The sequence below is a fragment of the Fredinandcohnia onubensis genome (assembly GCF_002734285.1).
Taxonomy (GTDB): domain Bacteria; phylum Bacillota; class Bacilli; order Bacillales; family Bacillaceae_L; genus Ferdinandcohnia; species Ferdinandcohnia onubensis_A.
This window is the reverse complement of the sequence record NZ_NSEA01000005.1, coordinates 1-17061: the sequence shown is the minus strand read 5'-3', so window position 1 is coordinate 17061 and position 17061 is coordinate 1. Positions and strand designations below refer to the sequence as shown.

Sequence of the window (17061 nt, the reverse complement as noted above, 5' to 3'; positions counted from 1 at the left end):
TCTATTAGTAGGGTACCATAATTTTCCTAATGTAAGTGTGTTTCATTATAAAAAATCCCGATTTGCTCTGTTCACAAATCGGGATTCTACATTTATTTTGAAACTGTCTCTTTTTCTTTGATTAATTCTTTCATCCGCTGGCGGTCGCGTTCAAGGACTGGTTTTAGGTAGCGTCCGGTATGGGATGCTTTGATTTTTGTAATTTCTTCTGGTGTACCTGTTCCATTGATGGTACCACCTTTGTCTCCACCTTCAGGGCCAAGGTCCACAATGTAGTCCGCGGCTTTGATTACATCGAGGTTATGTTCGATAACGAGGACTGTGTCCCCATTTTCAACTAGTCGTTGTAAAACCTTAAGCAATCTCGCAATGTCATCTACATGTAAGCCTGTTGTTGGTTCGTCTAAAATATAAAACGACTTACCATTTGAGCGACGATGTAATTCAGATGCGAGCTTCACGCGTTGTGCTTCTCCACCAGATAGTGTTGTTGCGGGTTGTCCAAGTTTAACGTAGCCTAAACCAACATCATATAATGTTTCAATTTTACGCTTGATTCGTGGAATGTTTTCAAAAAAGGATAATGCATCCTCAACTGTCATATTTAATATATCTGATACATTTTTATCCTTATATTTAACTTCTAATGTTTCACGGTTGTAGCGTTTCCCATGACATACCTCACAAGGCACATACACATCTGGCAGGAAGTGCATTTCGATTTTAATAATTCCATCGCCACGGCAAGCTTCACAGCGTCCGCCTTTAACATTGAAACTAAAACGGCCCTTTTTATAACCTCTTACCTTTGCTTCATTTGTATTAGCGAACAGATCACGAATATCATCAAAGACGCCTGTGTATGTAGCTGGATTTGATCGAGGTGTTCGTCCAATTGGGGACTGGTCAATGTCGATTACTTTTTCTAATTGTTCAATCCCTTTAACTTCCTTGTGTTCACCAGGTTTTGTTTTTGCTCGGTTCAGTTTCTGTGCCAATGATTTATGGAGAATTTCATTTACCAAAGTACTCTTACCTGATCCTGATACACCTGTAACAGCAATGAACAAACCAAGTGGAAACTTAGCCGATACATTTTTTAGGTTATTTTCCTTTGCACCAATAACTTCTACGTAGCGTCCATCCGGCTGTCTTCTTTCGCTTGGAAGAGGGATGAACTTTTTACCTGCGAGGTATTGTCCTGTTAAAGAATTTGGGTCTTCCATTACTTCTTTAGGAGTTCCCGCAGCGATAATCTCTCCCCCATGAATTCCAGCTCCCGGCCCGATGTCGATTAAATAATCAGCAGCTAGCATCGTATCTTCATCGTGTTCAACAACAATTAATGTATTCCCAATATCTCTCATTGTCCTGAGTGTATCAATGAGTCGGTCATTATCTCGTTGATGTAACCCAATTGACGGCTCGTCCAAAATATAGAGAACACCTGTTAAACGCGAACCGATTTGAGTAGCTAGTCGAATCCGTTGAGCCTCACCACCGGATAAAGTTCCTGCGGCACGACTTAGAGTTAGATAATCTAATCCAACATTAACGAGAAAACCGAGTCGTTCTTTGATTTCTCGAAAAATAAGGTTCGCGATTTTCATATCTTTTTCAGAAAGCTCAATAGTAGTGAAGAATTCAAAAGCCTCATTAATGGAAAAGTCTGTAACATTGGAAATATGTTTCCCTGAGATTAGAACAGCCAGACTTTCCTTTTTCAACCGATATCCTTTACATGAAGGGCAAGCCCGCTCAGCCATATATTTTTCCATTTGCTCCCGAATATAATCGGAGCTTGTTTCTTTGTAACGTCTTTCTACATTTCGAAGGACACCCTCAAAAACGATATTATTTTCACGTTTCTGACCGAAGTCATTCTCATAATAGAAGTAGATTTCTTCGCCATCACTTCCATAAAGGATTTTATCCATCAAATGCTTCGGGATATCCTTTACCGGTATGTCCATATCAATCCCGTAATGGTTACAAACTGATTCTAGTAATTGTGGGTAATATTGAGAACTTGTTGGCTCCCATGGTGCAATCGCATGCTTTCGAAGTGATAAATCCCAGTTCGGAATCACGAGGTCTGGGTCGACTTCAAGCTTGCTGCCTAAACCATCACAATCGGGACATGCCCCGAAAGGACTATTAAAAGAGAACATTCTTGGTTCAAGCTCCCCAATGGAAAAACCACAAATTGGGCATGAATGAAGCTCACTAAACAAGAGTTCCTCTTCCCCGATTACATCAATAATTACTTTACCTCCGGCTAAACGAAGGGCAGCCTCAACTGAATCAGATAGTCTTGCCGTTACTCCCTCTTTTACTACAATTCGGTCAATGACAACCTCAATTGAATGTTTTTTATTCTTTTCTAGCTCGATGTCATCTGATAGTTCAAGCATTTCTCCATCGACACGAACTCTGACATAGCCTTGTTTTTTTATATCCTCTAGAACTTTCACATGGGCACCCTTACGTCCTGATACAACTGGGGCGAGTACCTGCAATTTTGTACGTTCTGGATATTCTAAAATGCGATCCACCATCTGCTCAACGGTTTGTGATGTAATTTCAATTCCATGGTTAGGACAAACCGGTTTTCCTACTCGAGCATATAATAAACGCAAATAATCATATATCTCTGTAACCGTACCAACAGTGGATCTTGGATTCCGACTTGTTGTTTTTTGGTCAATCGAAATCGCAGGTGAAAGACCCTCGATTGAATCAACATCGGGTTTATCCATTTGTCCTAAAAATTGACGTGCGTATGCAGAAAGGGACTCGACATAGCGCCGTTGTCCTTCTGCATAAATGGTGTCAAATGCAAGGGATGACTTTCCTGAACCAGATAGACCTGTTACGACAACAAGTTGATCTCTTGGAATCGTAACATCTATATTTTTTAAGTTATGGGCCCTTGCTCCTTTGACGACTATTTTATCCAATGCCATGTATATGTCATCCTTCCGCTTTTAACTCCAAAATTAAATCACGTAATTCAGCTGCTCGTTCAAAATTAAGTGCTTTTGCTGCTTCCTTCATTTCATTTTCCATTTCAGCAATAACTTGATCGCGTTCCTTCTTCGATAATCCAGTTAACTTAGGTACTGTTTCATAGGTTTCTGTATCTTCGGCTGCCGTTGTAGCACGAATGACATCGCGAATATCCTTTTTAATGGTTTGTGGCGTAATACCATGCTTTTTGTTATATTCCTCTTGCATTTCACGACGACGTTTTGTTTCACTAATCGCAATTTCCATCGAGTTCGTCATCTTATCTGCATACATGATGACTCTACCATTAGCATTCCGAGCGGCACGACCAATGGTTTGGATGAGTGAGCGTTCCGAACGAAGGAACCCTTCCTTATCCGCATCAAGAATGGCAACAAGTGAGACTTCAGGAATATCCAGTCCTTCACGAAGCAGGTTAATCCCTACTAGTACATCATGTTTACCCATACGTAGATCACGAATAATTTCAATCCGCTCTAGTGTTTTTATTTCTGAGTGCAAATAAGTTACCTTGATCCCAACGTCTTTCAAGTAATCAGTCAGATCCTCAGACATTTTTTTCGTTAAGGTAGTAATCAGGACTCGTTCATTTTTATTAACACGGTCTTGGATTTCACCTAATAAGTCATCAATTTGACCTTGAATTGGTCGAACCTCGATAATAGGATCAAGTAATCCAGTTGGACGAATAATTTGTTCAACCATCTCGTCTGTATGCTCAATTTCGTACGGTCCAGGTGTAGCAGACACGTTAATGATTTGATTGATATGCTTTTCAAACTCCTCAAAACGCAATGGTCGGTTATCCAATGCAGATGGAAGACGGAAGCCGTGATCAACCAGTACTTGTTTTCTTGCTTGGTCCCCATTAAACATGCCGCGAATCTGTGGCAATGTTACGTGTGACTCATCGACGACAATTAGCAAATCCTCAGGAAAATAATCCATTAAGGTATAGGGTGTTGAACCTGGTGGTCTTAATGTAAGATGACGTGAATAGTTCTCAATACCTGAACAAAAGCCCATTTCACGCATCATTTCAAGATCATAATTCGTCCGTTGTTCAAGACGCTGCGCTTGTAATAGTTGACCATCTTCACGAAGTTCAGCTAAGCGTTCTTCTAGCTCTGCCTCAATATTTTTAATCGCAATTTGCATTTTTTCTTCACGGGTTACGAAGTGGGACGCCGGGAATATCGCAACATGCTCACGTTCGCCCAGTATTTCACCAGTTAAGGCATCCACCTCACGAATCCGATCAATTTCATCGCCAAAAAACTCCACGCGAATACAGTGCTCATCACGTGAGGCTGGAAAAATTTCAACGACGTCCCCTCTTACACGGAAGGTTCCACGCCTGAAGTCAATGTCATTTCTTTCATATTGAACATCCACTAATTTGCGTAAAAGCTCATTTCGTTCGATTTCCATTCCTGTTCGTAGGGAAACAACGAGTTCCCTATATTCCTCAGGAGAACCCAAGCCATAAATACAAGATACACTTGCAATTATGATTACATCTCGTCGTTCAAAAAGGGAAGATGTTGCAGAGTGTCGTAATTTATCAATTTCATCATTCACGCTTGAATCCTTTTCGATATATGTATCAGAGGATGGAACATACGCCTCTGGCTGGAAATAGTCATAATAACTAACAAAGTATTCAACAGCATTATTAGGAAAGAACTCCTTAAACTCACTATAAAGCTGCCCTGCCAAAGTTTTATTGTGTGCAATGATAAGTGTTGGTCGATTTACTTCCTTGATTACATTCGAAATCGTAAACGTTTTTCCTGTACCCGTAGCACCTAATAATGTTTGAATTTTTTTACCTGCTTTAATCCCATCAACAAGCTGTTGGATTGCTCTTGGTTGGTCACCCTGTGGTGAATACTTGGAGACTAACTCAAATTGATCTTTCATTTGCGTTCCTCCCATCCATTCTTATCGTTTTATGTAATATTCCACTGACTTATTCTCGATAGAAACATTGTACCACAAACTGACCTAAAACAAACAAAAATACGAACTGATATTCGATTCTTTTTTCAAATTACTTAATATAAATGACTCATCAATAAATTATAAAATTTCGGTTTTAGAAAAATTCTATATAAAAAGAAGCCTGTAACTTAGAAGTTACAGGCTTTTATTTTCCCGATCTTTTCCCCATATTTCTCGCATACATGAATCCTGCTCCCAACGAAATGATATCCGCAACGATAATAATAGCGGAATCCGCATATCCTTTATAAATAGACGCAACGATAAGGGCAACCGCAAGTAAAAAACCCACATAATGATTATAGGTCACTCTTGTAAAGAAAACCACGAGTACACCCGGAAGGATGAGCGCAAGCAATATTTTTAATAGCATTAAATTTGTATCCTTTCAATTTCATATCTTCAATATAGCAAATAGAATGAAGGAATTCACGTGATTACTCCGGCTATTTAAACAATTCCGGATAGAATCCTCTAGCCAATGTTTCAACAGCATACGCCATACGGTTTCCTGGTAATACACTCTCTAATGAAATAACGACAAACTTTTCATTTTTAACACTTTCAAGCTGCGAAAGAGCTGGGTCATTTTGAATGTCCTTTATTTTTTGTTCAATCGAAGGAGCATCATAATCATGAATCAGAATGACATCTGGCTGCCTTGCGAGTACTTCTTCGTAACTAACTGTGGTCCATTGTTTGTCTGTGATATCATTAAAAACATTTTGGCCACCTGCTAACTCTATTAATAGCGTTTCAAAGTTTGTGCTACCCGCGGTGAAAACGCCATTTCCACCACTATCGTATACTAGTACATCAACTGGAACATGATCTGCCAGTTTCTCCTGCACACTAGCAATTCGTACCTTTTGCTCTTCAATAAATGCCTCTGCGCGATCCTCAATATCAAAAATCCTACCGATATCACGTATTTCTTTATAAATTTCGTCCATCGATGTAGCTTTATTCATATATACGTTGATTCCATAGCTTTCAAGTTCATCAACATCTAGTCCTTCACTTCCAAATTCCCAATCGATGCCGTAAATAAAATCGGCTCCACTTGTTAATACAGCTTCCCTTGTTGCAGAACTGTACGTAAGCTCGGGAATTTTCTCATAATCGTCCTTGTATTCAGGCAAAGCACCGCGGCTATGATTGTCCAAACTATTTCCAATTACATAATCAGAGAGTCCTAATGCAATAAATAATTCGGTCGCATTCGGCCCTAAAGTTAACACTTTTGAAGGTTTCTCAGCAATTTCTACTTCTCTCCCATAATTATCAATGACTAGAGCTTCCTTAGATTTAGTAACGGATCCGTCCTTTGTATCGGAGCCACATCCCGCTAACACTAATACAAGAAACCCTGCCATTAGCAAAACTAACTTTTTCATTTTAATTTTCTCCTTCAAGCAAACTGACCGGTAAATAGGTAATCGTCACTTTTTTTGTAGTTGGATGAATCGCTACATCAGACCTGACCCCGTAAATTTCGTATATCGATTCAGACGTTAATACTTCTACAGGAGTTCCTGCCATTAAAATACGCCCATCCTTGACAACATAAAGTCGGTCGCAATAAAGAGCAGCAAGGTTTAAATCATGGATGGCCGATAAGACCGTTACACCCAGCCCTTTTATCAAATCAAAAATTTGTAGCTGGTGCTGGATATCCAAGTGGTTTGTTGGTTCATCTAGTAGTAATAAATCCGTTTGCTGCGCAAGCACTCTACCTAGTAAGACGCGCTGCTTTTCCCCGCCTGATAGATTGATATAATTACGTTTTTCCATATCAGACATTCCAATTTGCTCAATCGCATTAGCGACAATTTCTTTATCATTTCTACTGTCACCATCAAAAAAACCTTTGTATGGACTTCTCCCCATTGCGACTATTTCTTCGACCTTAAAGTCAAATGGGATGACATTTTCTTGTCCGACAACACCGATTTTTTTGGCAACCGCTTTAGGGTTCATTTTATATACATTCTCTCTATCTAAAAAAACAACACCAGATTTGGGCTTAAGCCCACGATACAGGTTTTTTAAGAGAGTCGATTTCCCACTTCCGTTTGGTCCGATGATTCCGACAAATTCCCCTTCAGAAACATGCAAATTCATATCTTCAATAATATGTTTTTCATTCAATGAAAAATTCAAATTCTCAACCTGTAGTTTCAATTTTTCACCTACTTTTTTGTTTTTAATAACCATATGAAGAATGGCCCGCCTACTAGAGCGGTTAATATCCCAATGGGCAACTCCTCAGGTGCTATCACCATTCGGGCGGCAACATCTGTCCACACGACAAAAATACCACCGAGTAAGGCACTGACAGGAAGAACTCGCTTATGATCTGAACCAACGAGTAGTCTTGTAATATGTGGAACCATTAACCCGATAAATCCAATTGAGCCACTCACTGCTATCGTGACACCAGCTAAAAGCGAGGCAACAAGGATCAACAGTTTATGCAATCTCCCCACATTAAAGCCTAATGTTCCCGCTGTTTCATCACCGAAAAGCAAGGCATTGAGGGCACGGTATTGGCTCATTAAAACGATCATACAAATCACTGCCACTATAAGAGGTAGCGTTAAGTAGCCCCATTTTGCTCCTGCCAAGCTTCCTGACATCCAAAAGGTGGCATTATGTAAGCCTAAGGCATTCGGAGCACTAAGCGTAATCGTTCTTGTCAAAGCATCCATCATCAGTGCGATTGCAACACCTGAAAGCAAGAGATGAGTAACATTGATTCTTCCGTTCACCCTTGAAAGGGTATAGACTAAAATGATCGTCACAGCAGCACCAATAAACGCACTGATAGAAAGTGAATAAGTACCAAAAATCGAAAAGGCACCAAATAACATACTTAAAGTTGCGGTTGCAGATGCACCTGATGAGACACCAAGAATGAATGGATCTGCAAGATGGTTACGAACCAACGCTTGCATAACAACCCCTGTTATCGCTAATGAAGCACCAACAATCATTCCTAATAACACTCTTGGTAAGCGTAAACCCCAAACGATATTATACTCAACCTGTGTCCAGTTATTTTCAATAGTGAGAAAGGGAAGTTTGGAGAAAAGAATTTCGATGACCGTAAGCGGATGAACAGAGACTGGCCCTACACCGATTGAGAAGAGGATAGAAAGAGTGCTTACTATCAACAGTAGTATTGTAATAATCTTCATATTCGGTTCATCTTGATTGAAGATCTTTTGAATATAATTCCTTTTCATACCAATTCCTTTCTAAATAAACATGAACGCCCAGAGAAGTTTCCTGAGCGTTTTGAGTCATGTTTTTATACACCTTTATAGTCATTGCTCTCAAAGAGGTCGATGAGTTCGATGTCCTTGTTTTTATCTTGGAAATAACGATACGTAAAGTCGTTTTCAAATAACACGACATATCGGTCGCTACGGTCCCGAACAAGTAGACTTCTTGAATCAAATAGACGAGTATCTACATCTTTATTGCCAATCCATCTTGGGATTCTGTTTCCAAGTGAAGTGAACTCAACAGAGACATTATATTCTCCCTCTAATCGATATTCAAACACATCATATTGAAGTTGACCAACCGCACCAAGAATGAACTCATCACTTGATTCCTGTCTGAATAATTGAATTGCTCCTTCTTGAACAAGCTGTTCAATGCCTTTTCTAAATTGCTTTGCCTTCATTACGTTCTTCACACGAACCTTACGATACATTTCAGGTGGGAACACAGGTAGTTCCTGATAATGCATATCTTCTTTACCTGCTGTAAGGGTATCACCGATTTGGTAGACATTTGGATCATAAATCCCTATAATATCGCCAGGATAGGCCTCATCTACCGTTTCCCGACTCGCTGCCATAAACTGCTGAGTTTGATTCAGCTTGATTGATTTTCCTGTACGAGTGATATTGACACTCATTCCACGTTCAAACTTCCCTGAGCAGACGCGAAGGAATGCAATTCGGTCGCGGTGCTTCGTGTTCATGTTTGCTTGGATTTTGAAAATATAACCTGAGAACGTTTCGTCCTCTGGTGGAATTAAGCCAAGATTTGTTTTACGTGGCTTCGGTTCTGAAGCAAATTGTAAAAATGTATTAAAAAACGTTTCTACACCAAAGTTTGCGAGCGCACTACCAAAGAATACAGGCGTAAGGTCACCTTTGGCTACACGTTCCACATCAAAGTCATTTCCTGCTTCGTCCAATAAAAGTAACTCATCTTGTGTACTTTCATAAATCGGACTATCTGTAATTCCAGGATGCTTGCCGTCCTCTAGCTCCTGTAATGAAATGATTTTTTCATCTTCATTTCCAGTAAAATGTACAAATTGGTTGTTGTAACGGTCGACAATCCCTAAGAATCGTTTCCCCATTCCAACTGGCCAGTTCATCGGATAAGATTCAATGCCAAGAACCTCTTCAATTTCGGCTAAGAGTTCAAGTGGATCCTTTCCTTCACGGTCAAGTTTATTGATGAATGTAAAAATCGGTATGCCTCTCATGCGACAAACTTTAAAGAGTTTAATCGTTTGGGGCTCGACACCCTTCGTGGAGTCGATGATCATCACAACACTGTCCACAGCGGTTAACGTACGATAGGTGTCCTCACTGAAGTCCTCATGTCCTGGTGTATCAAGAATATTGACATAGAAGTCTTCGTATGGAAAACTCATCACACTTGATGTAACTGAAATCCCACGTTGTTTTTCAATCTCCATCCAGTCCGACGCAGCAAATTTTCCTGATTTTTTTCCTTTTACCGTACCTGTTTCACGAATTACATTACCAAAATATAATAATTTCTCAGTCATCGTCGTTTTACCGGCATCCGGGTGAGAGATGATGGCAAACGTTCTTCGTTTTTGAACTTCATCTATATAGCTCATGCAAATTATCCTTCCGTTATCACAGATTGTATCTAAAAAAATATATCACAATTAAAAAGGAACTACAACGAGAATTGATTCCAGTTACTCATAGGAAAATTTCGAAAATAGAGCAATTCTGTGATTTAAATCACAGAAGCCTATATAGGTTCGCACTATACTAAAGATAGAAATAGAAAAAACTATAATGAGGTGAAGGTTACATGTTTGTAGCATATTTTCTTGTTGTTAGTATTATTCTAGTTTGTGTCGGTTTTGCAGTTCAAATTATGAACGGTGTAAAAGAATTAGATAAAAATTCAGTAGATCAATAATGTAGAAAAAGAAAACGGGAGAACTAGTTATTCAACTAGTATCTCCCATTTTTTCGTCATCAATTAAAGGAACCCTTCCATTCTATAGCAACCCGGCCACCATAGAGGAATCCTCCTTAGGCCCGTGGCTTTGCGTCATTGTCTTTCAACAATTTTGCCTTTTGTATAGTTTGGTTTTTATCAATGATGTATTTATTTCACTGCTTTACTCATACGCTGATATTTACGTTGGATGCTAATTGGGCTACGGTTTAGTCTTTTTCCAATATCGGAAAACGGAGTACCTGTTGCCACAAGCTCAATCATGGAGTTAATTTCTACTGTTGTCCACGCTCGGTAATTGACCCTCTTTTGCTTTGAACGCTCTCCTTCCACCCAACATGGTTCAGGAACGATAGCATTTTTTTCTATTTTTGAGAAGTCAATTCGGCTTTTGTTATTCTTTGCCCAATCCCAAAAATCCTCGGGTTTAATAAAGTAAAATTTTCGTGTGTTTCGCGTTGCCTTTTTTGTGTACCTTAGTCCATGGTTATCAATCCATAGCTTTACAGACTTTGGATCAATTTTTAATAGAGTTGCCAATTCATGCATTGTCAATTGACCGGTAAAGGATTTGGTATTCGAAAACCCTAATCTTTTAATCTTTAACTCAACTGCCGTTTCCGTACGATCCACGTGATTGGCAATGGTAGAGATTTTCATACGACCTACATTGTCCTTTAAGAACTCTATTTCTTCATACGTCCATGTTCTCTTCTTCAAATCAAAAATCCCCTTTTCATTCTTAATAGCACTAAGAATGAAAGGCCTTTTGATGACATACTCTTATCATATCATACTATTGAACTAAAAACATACTAGCATTTTTATTTTTTCTAGAATTGTCAAGTGCTTTTTATACTTTTTATAATTTGCAAGTATGTAAGTGTGTCCTCCGGATTAGTAGTTTACTTATTTTTGAAGTATAAGCTTCATTGCATGAATTTGGCCTAAATGGTAGGCAATATGGAAGAGAGCTAGGTTCGTTATTTCACCAAAGGTTTCAAGCCCAAGAAAAGGTTGTTTCAATCTTTCTTCAAAACGATCAACAGGGATTTGCTGTATTCTAGCTACCTGTTCGGTAAATTGATTTACTAGATCTGCTATTGATGGGATTTCTCCATTCCAGTCGGAAGGGTTAGTTCCTTTTGCAAAGAGGTTCATATAATTTTCCGGGAGAAAAGTAGACTTCTTCGGATAACCAAACATAAACTGCTCATTTACCGTAACAAGATGACCTAAATGCCAAAGAATTGTATTATTAAAACCGTTCGGTTGAATGGATACTATATCGCTCGTTACATCCTCTAAATCGCCAAGAAAACGGCCTTTTAACAATTCAAATTGCGTCAATAAATAGTGACTCATTTTAATCTCCTCCTGGTTTTTAAGTGCTAGTAATCTATATGGCATTTGCTGTTATTTGAGACCAGATTATCGCGTTTAAAAGCAGGCTGTTTTCATATTCATTTTAAAAGCATTTTATTAAAATGTGTGCTATTTAGGTAATAGTTAGTACCACGCATAATTCCTATGGTCTAGAGTGTTTTTATATCTGTTTAAATTTCCTGTCACTAACCAATACACGCTGTCGTTTCCCGGGAAATGGTGTCGGCAATAGAAAAAAATGTCGGATAGATTTCCGACGCAAATAGACCCAAATCTGTTTCAATTTGGGCCCTTTATGTCAATTATTCAATTCCAGTCGTATTACTTGTTAAAGTTAATGAAGCTGTTTCGAGATTTCCACCTCGGTAGAAGGTTAATTCAATTTGATCGCCTATTTTTACTTTTGAATATAAATATTTACGTAGGTCCATTGAGCTTTTAACTTCAGTATCATTGATTTTTACGATGACATCGGTCATTTTTAAGCCAGCTTTTTCTGCTGCTGAGTTTTGCGCAACACTCGTTACAATGACTCCTTCCTTCACGTCATTCGGAAGGTCAGCGTAATACATTCTTGGAACTTCCGCAAGGTCCGCTAAACCGATGCCGATAAATGGACGCTCAATCTTACCATTTTCAATCAGACTGTTAATAATCGGAACAACATCATTACTTGGAATCGCGAAGCCTAATCCTTCTACCCCGCTATTCGCAATCTTTAAGCTGTTAATTCCAATTACTTGTCCTTGTGTGTTTAATAGAGCGCCACCACTGTTACCTGGGTTAATGGCCGCATCCGTCTGAATAACGTTTAGTTCCCAACTACCTGCAGAGGTATCAACCGATATACTTCGATCCTTTGCACTTACGATCCCAGATGTAACTGTTCTTGATAAATCGAGTCCAAGTGGATTCCCAATCGCAAATACCTGATCACCAGGTCTTAGTGTCCCAGAATCACCAAATGGTAGAACCGCCTCGACATGTTTAGAATCTATTTCTAAAACGGCTAAATCGGTTAATGGATCTGTTCCAATCAACTTAGCCATTGTTTTTTCACCATTATGAAGGGAGATTTCAACCTCATTTGCATTTTCGATAACGTGGTTATTCGTTACAATATATGCTTTATCTCCATCTTTTTGAAAAATAACCCCTGAGCCCGTTCCACTTTCAACACTTTGCGAACTGCTTCTGTTAAAAGGATTTTGTTGGGATTGCATACTTGTGATTCCGACGATCCCTTTTGATGCCTCTTCCACCATATCCGCGACAGAAGACGCTGAGTCATTAACTGTGGTTGGTTGGATTTTCACCGGTCCAGATGCTTCAATAACCTCGGAGTTCTGCTCTGTTGCAGGAGACTCTGAATTGAAATATCCCTGGAGACCGTCAATATGTGGTGCAACTCCAAGCGTTAATGCCGAACCAAGGACACCTGCAGACAACATGGATAAAAAGCTTTTCACTTTTGAGTTTGACTTTTTCTCTTTTGGCCTTGATGCACGAAGAGTCGATTCTTCGGTAACTGCTGTTTGCTGAGAAGTTGCTTCAATAACTTCTGAATTCTGAAGGGTTTCAGTTGGTTCGGATAGCGTTGGTTCTATATCACGATGTTCTACCTCTGATTTCAAATCCACGTTTTCCTGCTCTGACTGACTCTCTGCAGTATAGCTTTCCTTATTATCTAGGTTGTTAGATTGATCATCTGTATGTTTAAATTCATCAAAACGTTTATCGTTTTCCATTATGAATTCCTCCTTGACTTACTCCTTATTTATATCATAGTCAAAATTTATGAACAAAATATTAACAAACCTTGAAAAGAAGTGGAAAAATAAACGAAAATCCACCATTATTATGATGGATTACGTTAATGGAAATCGAATTTCAAACTTGGTTCCTTTTCCTTTTTCACTCGTTACCGTAATTTTACCATGATGAAGCTGGACTAACTGTTTTACGATCGAAAGTCCTAGGCCGAATTGACCGAATAGTGTGCCCGTTCGAGAGACATCTGCTTTGTAAAAACGATGCCAAATATTTTCTATTTCCGCTGGGTCAATCCCGACACCCGTATCTTCAATTTCGATAATTGTTGCATGCTCTCTTGCTTTTCCACGAATCCAAATGGTGCCATTGTCAGTAAATTGAATACTATTTTTGGTGATGTTGATTAGGATTTGTATTAAACGATCGTAATCTGCTGTAATCATTAAGTCTTTAGGAACTTCAATCATGATTTCATCATTTTTTTCTTCTGCTTGTGGTTCAAGTGTATCTTTAACGACCTCAAGCACTTCAATTAATTCGATTGTTTCTTTTTGAAGTGTAACCTGATTGGAGCGTATTTTTTCGTAATCTAGATTTTCATTCACAAGACGAATAAGTCGCTTTGTTTCCTGACTTACCAATTGAACGCCTTTTGCCTTTTCCTCATCTGGAATCAAATCATTACTTAACCCTTCAATCACACCACTAATCGTTGTGAGCGGAGTTCGTAATTCATGGGAAACATCGGCCATGAATTTCCGCCTTCTGCTTTCAAGGCTTTCAATTTCCACCATTGATTGCTGCAAGCGCTGAGCCATTTCGTTGAAGTCCTTCGATAACTCACCAATCTCATCAAAATCAGATGATGGTAATTTAATCGAATAATCTCCAGCAGAAATCATTGAGGTTGCTTTCCTTAAGCGTCTGATGCGCTTCACATGAACCGTCGACAAAATCCAACTCATTAAAATAGCTACAGCCAATGCTAAAAACATCGTATAAAATAAATACTGGTTAATATCATGAATCATTTCCTGTGTCCCGCTGATTGGTGACGCAAGCAAGACCCCACCGACAAAAGCTTGACCAACCATATAAGGCATGACAATAAAAGTCACTTCTTGCTCAAATCGCTTATAATCCTGTTTGACTGACACGATATGCCCACTTCGGACCTTGTCCCATTCCTTTTTTCTTAACTCCACTTGTGGTACAAAACCACCAACATTACTCAAGCTTACTCCATCTTCATCAAATACAGTAAATAAAATATTTCTCTCACCTAGCATGTTTGAGTATTGACGAATTAATGAATCGACATTAGATGTACGACTTATATCAGAAATGATGTTTTCACCATAAGTGGTCAATTCTTCGACCTTTTCTTCAAAGACGAGGTTCCCAACGTAATGTGCGAACACAATACTCAAAATAACAAAAGCAACCACAATCACACTTATGTGACTAACAAGCTGTTGAAACATGTACCGAAATTTCATTTCTCTTCCTCAACGGTCTCATCAAATTTATAGCCAACACCCCATACTGTATGGAAAAATGGCTGATTCGCAGTCCCTACTTTTTTTCGTAGCCGCTTAATATGTACATCAACCGTGCGCTCATCTCCGTAAAATTGGTAACCCCACACACGATCTAATAACTGTTCTCTAGAAAATACCTGTTTCGGATGCTGCGCAAAATAATACAATAAATCAAATTCCTTAGGCGTTAAATTCGTGATTGCCTTCCCATTCAAAATAACTTCTCTTGTAATTTTATTTATGTTAAAATGTTCTGTTTGAAGTGTTCCCGTTTCTACTTCCTCTGTAGGCTTGCTATTGTAGCGTCTTGTGACCGCTTTGATCCGTGCCATTAAAGCAAGTGGACTGAATGGCTTTGTAACATAGTCATCTGCACCCATCTCAAGACCCAATACCTGATCAGATTCGCTGTCCTTTGCGGTAAGCATAATAATCGGAACAGAGCTTTTTTCTTCGCGTATTTTTCGGCAAATCGTCACGCCATCCATACTAGGAAGCATCCAGTCCACAATGATTAAATCCCAATTTTCCTCTTTAAATCGATTATATCCCTTTAGTCCATCATGGACGAACTCACCCTGAATACCTTCCTTTGAAAAAAACATTTCGATCATCGAACAAACACTCTCATTGTCTTCTATAACAAGAACTCTCATTTCTCCATCTCCTAATAAAAAACCGTAGATACTTTTATTTTACTATACAAAATCCGGATTTGAAAAATGGAGTGCCTATTTTTTCAGAAGCACTTGTTCACGCCCATAACTATCTTTATAGTGCAGTTTTATTTTATGATTACCCAACTCAAATAGTAAAGTTTCATATAAAAGCTCTGCTTGATACGAGATTTGATTATTTTCCACTTTAACAAGATTAATAGGATAAGTATATGGAACACCATACTTTTTAGGTACATGTAAAAATAAAGAACTTTTACCGTTTGTTTCAATGGTTAGCTTTGTATTCTCGTTTTCATAAACACCTAATAATTGTGTAGTGTCAAACTCTTCATTATTCACTTGCTGGGTCTCAATAAGATGCACATCCTTGCCGAAAACAATATTCTTAAGGTCACTGCTTATTTTCTCGACGGGTGTAAGATTCAAATTTGATAATACAATGATCGTTACATCTTCATTTACGTACAAATAAAAATCACTTACAAAGCCGTTGATATCCCCAGAATGACAGGCGACCTTTTCTGGTGCATCTAATAAAAACCAGCCATATCCATAGCCATCTAGGTACTTAGTAAACATTCGATTGATAAGTTCTTTTCCTAAAATGTTGGCTTTACGTAATGCCTGCCTCCACTTAAATAAATCCTCAACCGTAGAGTATAAGCCGTATGCCCCTAGTGGAAATGACATATCGATAAATTCAGTATGTATAAGTGTCTTATGAATTGTGTGACCCGTTGCTAAAAACGTAATAATTTTTCTACCATCATCAACACCTGTTTCCTTCATTCCAATTGGCTGAAATATGTTTTTTTCTAGAAAGGTTGAGTATGATTCCCCTGAAATTTTTTCAATAAGTGTTGTTAAAACTAGATAACCAGAATTACAATATTCCATTCTCTCACCTGGTTTGAACTCGAGTGGTAAATCTTTGACGGATTCCAATACTTGTTCCAAGTTGGCCTGAAGCCTCATTGTTCTTGACCAATAGTCAGGTAAAGATGTAAAGTCAGGAATTCCAGATGTATGAGATAATAAATGGTGGATTGTTATATTTCCCCAACTTTTATAACTCGGTAAAAATGAGTCGACCGTATCCGTTAATGCAAGTTTTCCTTGCTCAACTAGCTTTAGAATGGCAAATGCAGTAAATGCCTTAGAAAGGGAGCCGATTCTAAATTTTGTTTTTGAAGTGGTTGGTACTTCGTATTGGAAACTAGCAAACCCATATCCTTCTGATAATAGTATTTTTCCTTTTTCAGCTACAAGTACAGCTCCATTAAAATAGCCATGATCTCCTAGTGAGTTCATATAGTTTTTAAGCTTTTGTTGTGTCTCGTGACTCATAAAGTTCCTCCTATTTATGAAAACGTATTGTCAAAACTTTTATAAGA

At 38.6% G+C, this 17061-nt stretch carries 13 protein-coding genes and 1 riboswitch; all 13 genes read right to left on the bottom strand.

The window, feature by feature from the left end; all coding sequences use genetic code 11:
- Positions 1 to 92 precede the first annotated feature (92 nt).
- Positions 93 to 2966, bottom strand: a complete 2874-nt coding sequence (gene uvrA, locus CKJ95_RS05915; RefSeq protein ID WP_099352484.1) for an excinuclease ABC subunit UvrA — start codon at positions 2964 to 2966, stop codon at positions 93 to 95.
- Positions 2967 to 2973: 7 nt separating this feature from the next.
- Positions 2974 to 4953: an excinuclease ABC subunit UvrB gene (gene uvrB / locus CKJ95_RS05910; protein WP_099352483.1), complete on the bottom strand. Its 1980-nt coding sequence runs from the start codon at positions 4951 to 4953 to the stop codon at positions 2974 to 2976.
- Positions 4954 to 5179: 226 nt separating this feature from the next.
- Positions 5180 to 5407 carry a CsbA family protein gene (locus CKJ95_RS05905; RefSeq protein ID WP_099352482.1) on the bottom strand — a complete coding sequence of 76 codons (228 nt, stop codon included), beginning with the start codon at positions 5405 to 5407 and terminating at the stop codon, positions 5180 to 5182.
- Between the two features lie 73 nt (positions 5408 to 5480).
- A complete protein-coding gene (locus CKJ95_RS05900) occupies positions 5481 to 6431 on the bottom strand; it encodes an ABC transporter substrate-binding protein (protein ID WP_099352481.1) in 951 nt (316 codons plus the stop codon).
- A gap of 1 nt (position 6432) precedes the next feature.
- Positions 6433 to 7218, bottom strand: a complete 786-nt coding sequence (locus tag CKJ95_RS05895) for an ABC transporter ATP-binding protein (RefSeq protein WP_099352689.1) — start codon at positions 7216 to 7218, stop codon at positions 6433 to 6435.
- 8 nt (positions 7219 to 7226) lie between these two features.
- Positions 7227 to 8282: a FecCD family ABC transporter permease gene (locus CKJ95_RS05890; protein WP_180271422.1), complete on the bottom strand. Its 1056-nt coding sequence runs from the start codon at positions 8280 to 8282 to the stop codon at positions 7227 to 7229.
- 65 nt (positions 8283 to 8347) lie between these two features.
- On the bottom strand, positions 8348 to 9931 hold the full coding sequence (locus CKJ95_RS05885; protein ID WP_099352480.1) for a peptide chain release factor 3: 1584 nt from the start codon (positions 9929 to 9931) through the stop codon (positions 8348 to 8350).
- A 397-nt stretch (positions 9932 to 10328) separates the two neighbouring features.
- A riboswitch (cyclic di-GMP riboswitch) is annotated at positions 10329 to 10414 on the bottom strand.
- A gap of 23 nt (positions 10415 to 10437) precedes the next feature.
- Entirely contained in the window at positions 10438 to 11007 is a 570-nt protein-coding gene (locus CKJ95_RS05880) for a DNA-binding protein (RefSeq protein ID WP_099352479.1), read from the bottom strand.
- 189 nt (positions 11008 to 11196) lie between these two features.
- Positions 11197 to 11652, bottom strand: coding sequence for a DinB family protein (locus CKJ95_RS05875; RefSeq protein ID WP_099352478.1), 456 nt, complete (start codon positions 11650 to 11652; stop codon positions 11197 to 11199).
- Positions 11653 to 11975: 323 nt separating this feature from the next.
- Positions 11976 to 13421 carry a S1C family serine protease gene (locus tag CKJ95_RS05870; protein WP_180271421.1) on the bottom strand — a complete coding sequence of 482 codons (1446 nt, stop codon included), beginning with the start codon at positions 13419 to 13421 and terminating at the stop codon, positions 11976 to 11978.
- Between the two features lie 120 nt (positions 13422 to 13541).
- On the bottom strand, positions 13542 to 14945 hold the full coding sequence (locus CKJ95_RS05865; RefSeq protein WP_099352477.1) for a sensor histidine kinase: 1404 nt from the start codon (positions 14943 to 14945) through the stop codon (positions 13542 to 13544).
- Positions 14942 to 15643: a response regulator transcription factor gene (locus CKJ95_RS05860; protein WP_099352476.1), complete on the bottom strand. Its 702-nt coding sequence runs from the start codon at positions 15641 to 15643 to the stop codon at positions 14942 to 14944. The genes CKJ95_RS05865 and CKJ95_RS05860 overlap by 4 nt, the downstream gene beginning before the upstream one ends.
- A 75-nt stretch (positions 15644 to 15718) precedes the next feature.
- Positions 15719 to 17014, bottom strand: coding sequence for a serine hydrolase domain-containing protein (locus CKJ95_RS05855; protein WP_099352475.1), 1296 nt, complete (start codon positions 17012 to 17014; stop codon positions 15719 to 15721).
- Positions 17015 to 17061 lie beyond the last annotated feature (47 nt).

Excerpts from the sequence above, each read along its gene's own strand:
- uvrA (WP_099352484.1), bottom strand. The coding sequence starts at position 2,966 with ATGGCATTGGATAAAATAGTCGTCAAAGGAGCAAGGGCCCATAACTTA.
- uvrB (WP_099352483.1), bottom strand. The coding sequence starts at position 4,953 with ATGAAAGATCAATTTGAGTTAGTCTCCAAGTATTCACCACAGGGTGAC.
- CKJ95_RS05905 (WP_099352482.1), bottom strand. The coding sequence starts at position 5,407 with ATGCTATTAAAAATATTGCTTGCGCTCATCCTTCCGGGTGTACTCGTG.
- CKJ95_RS05900 (WP_099352481.1), bottom strand. The coding sequence starts at position 6,431 with ATGAAAAAGTTAGTTTTGCTAATGGCAGGGTTTCTTGTATTAGTGTTA.
- CKJ95_RS05890 (WP_180271422.1), bottom strand. The coding sequence starts at position 8,282 with ATGAAAAGGAATTATATTCAAAAGATCTTCAATCAAGATGAACCGAAT.
- CKJ95_RS05885 (WP_099352480.1), bottom strand. The coding sequence starts at position 9,931 with ATGAGCTATATAGATGAAGTTCAAAAACGAAGAACGTTTGCCATCATC.
- CKJ95_RS05875 (WP_099352478.1), bottom strand. The coding sequence starts at position 11,652 with ATGAGTCACTATTTATTGACGCAATTTGAATTGTTAAAAGGCCGTTTT.
- CKJ95_RS05870 (WP_180271421.1), bottom strand. The coding sequence starts at position 13,421 with ATGGAAAACGATAAACGTTTTGATGAATTTAAACATACAGATGATCAA.
- CKJ95_RS05865 (WP_099352477.1), bottom strand. The coding sequence starts at position 14,945 with ATGAAATTTCGGTACATGTTTCAACAGCTTGTTAGTCACATAAGTGTG.
- CKJ95_RS05860 (WP_099352476.1), bottom strand. The coding sequence starts at position 15,643 with ATGAGAGTTCTTGTTATAGAAGACAATGAGAGTGTTTGTTCGATGATC.
- CKJ95_RS05855 (WP_099352475.1), bottom strand. The coding sequence starts at position 17,014 with ATGAGTCACGAGACACAACAAAAGCTTAAAAACTATATGAACTCACTA.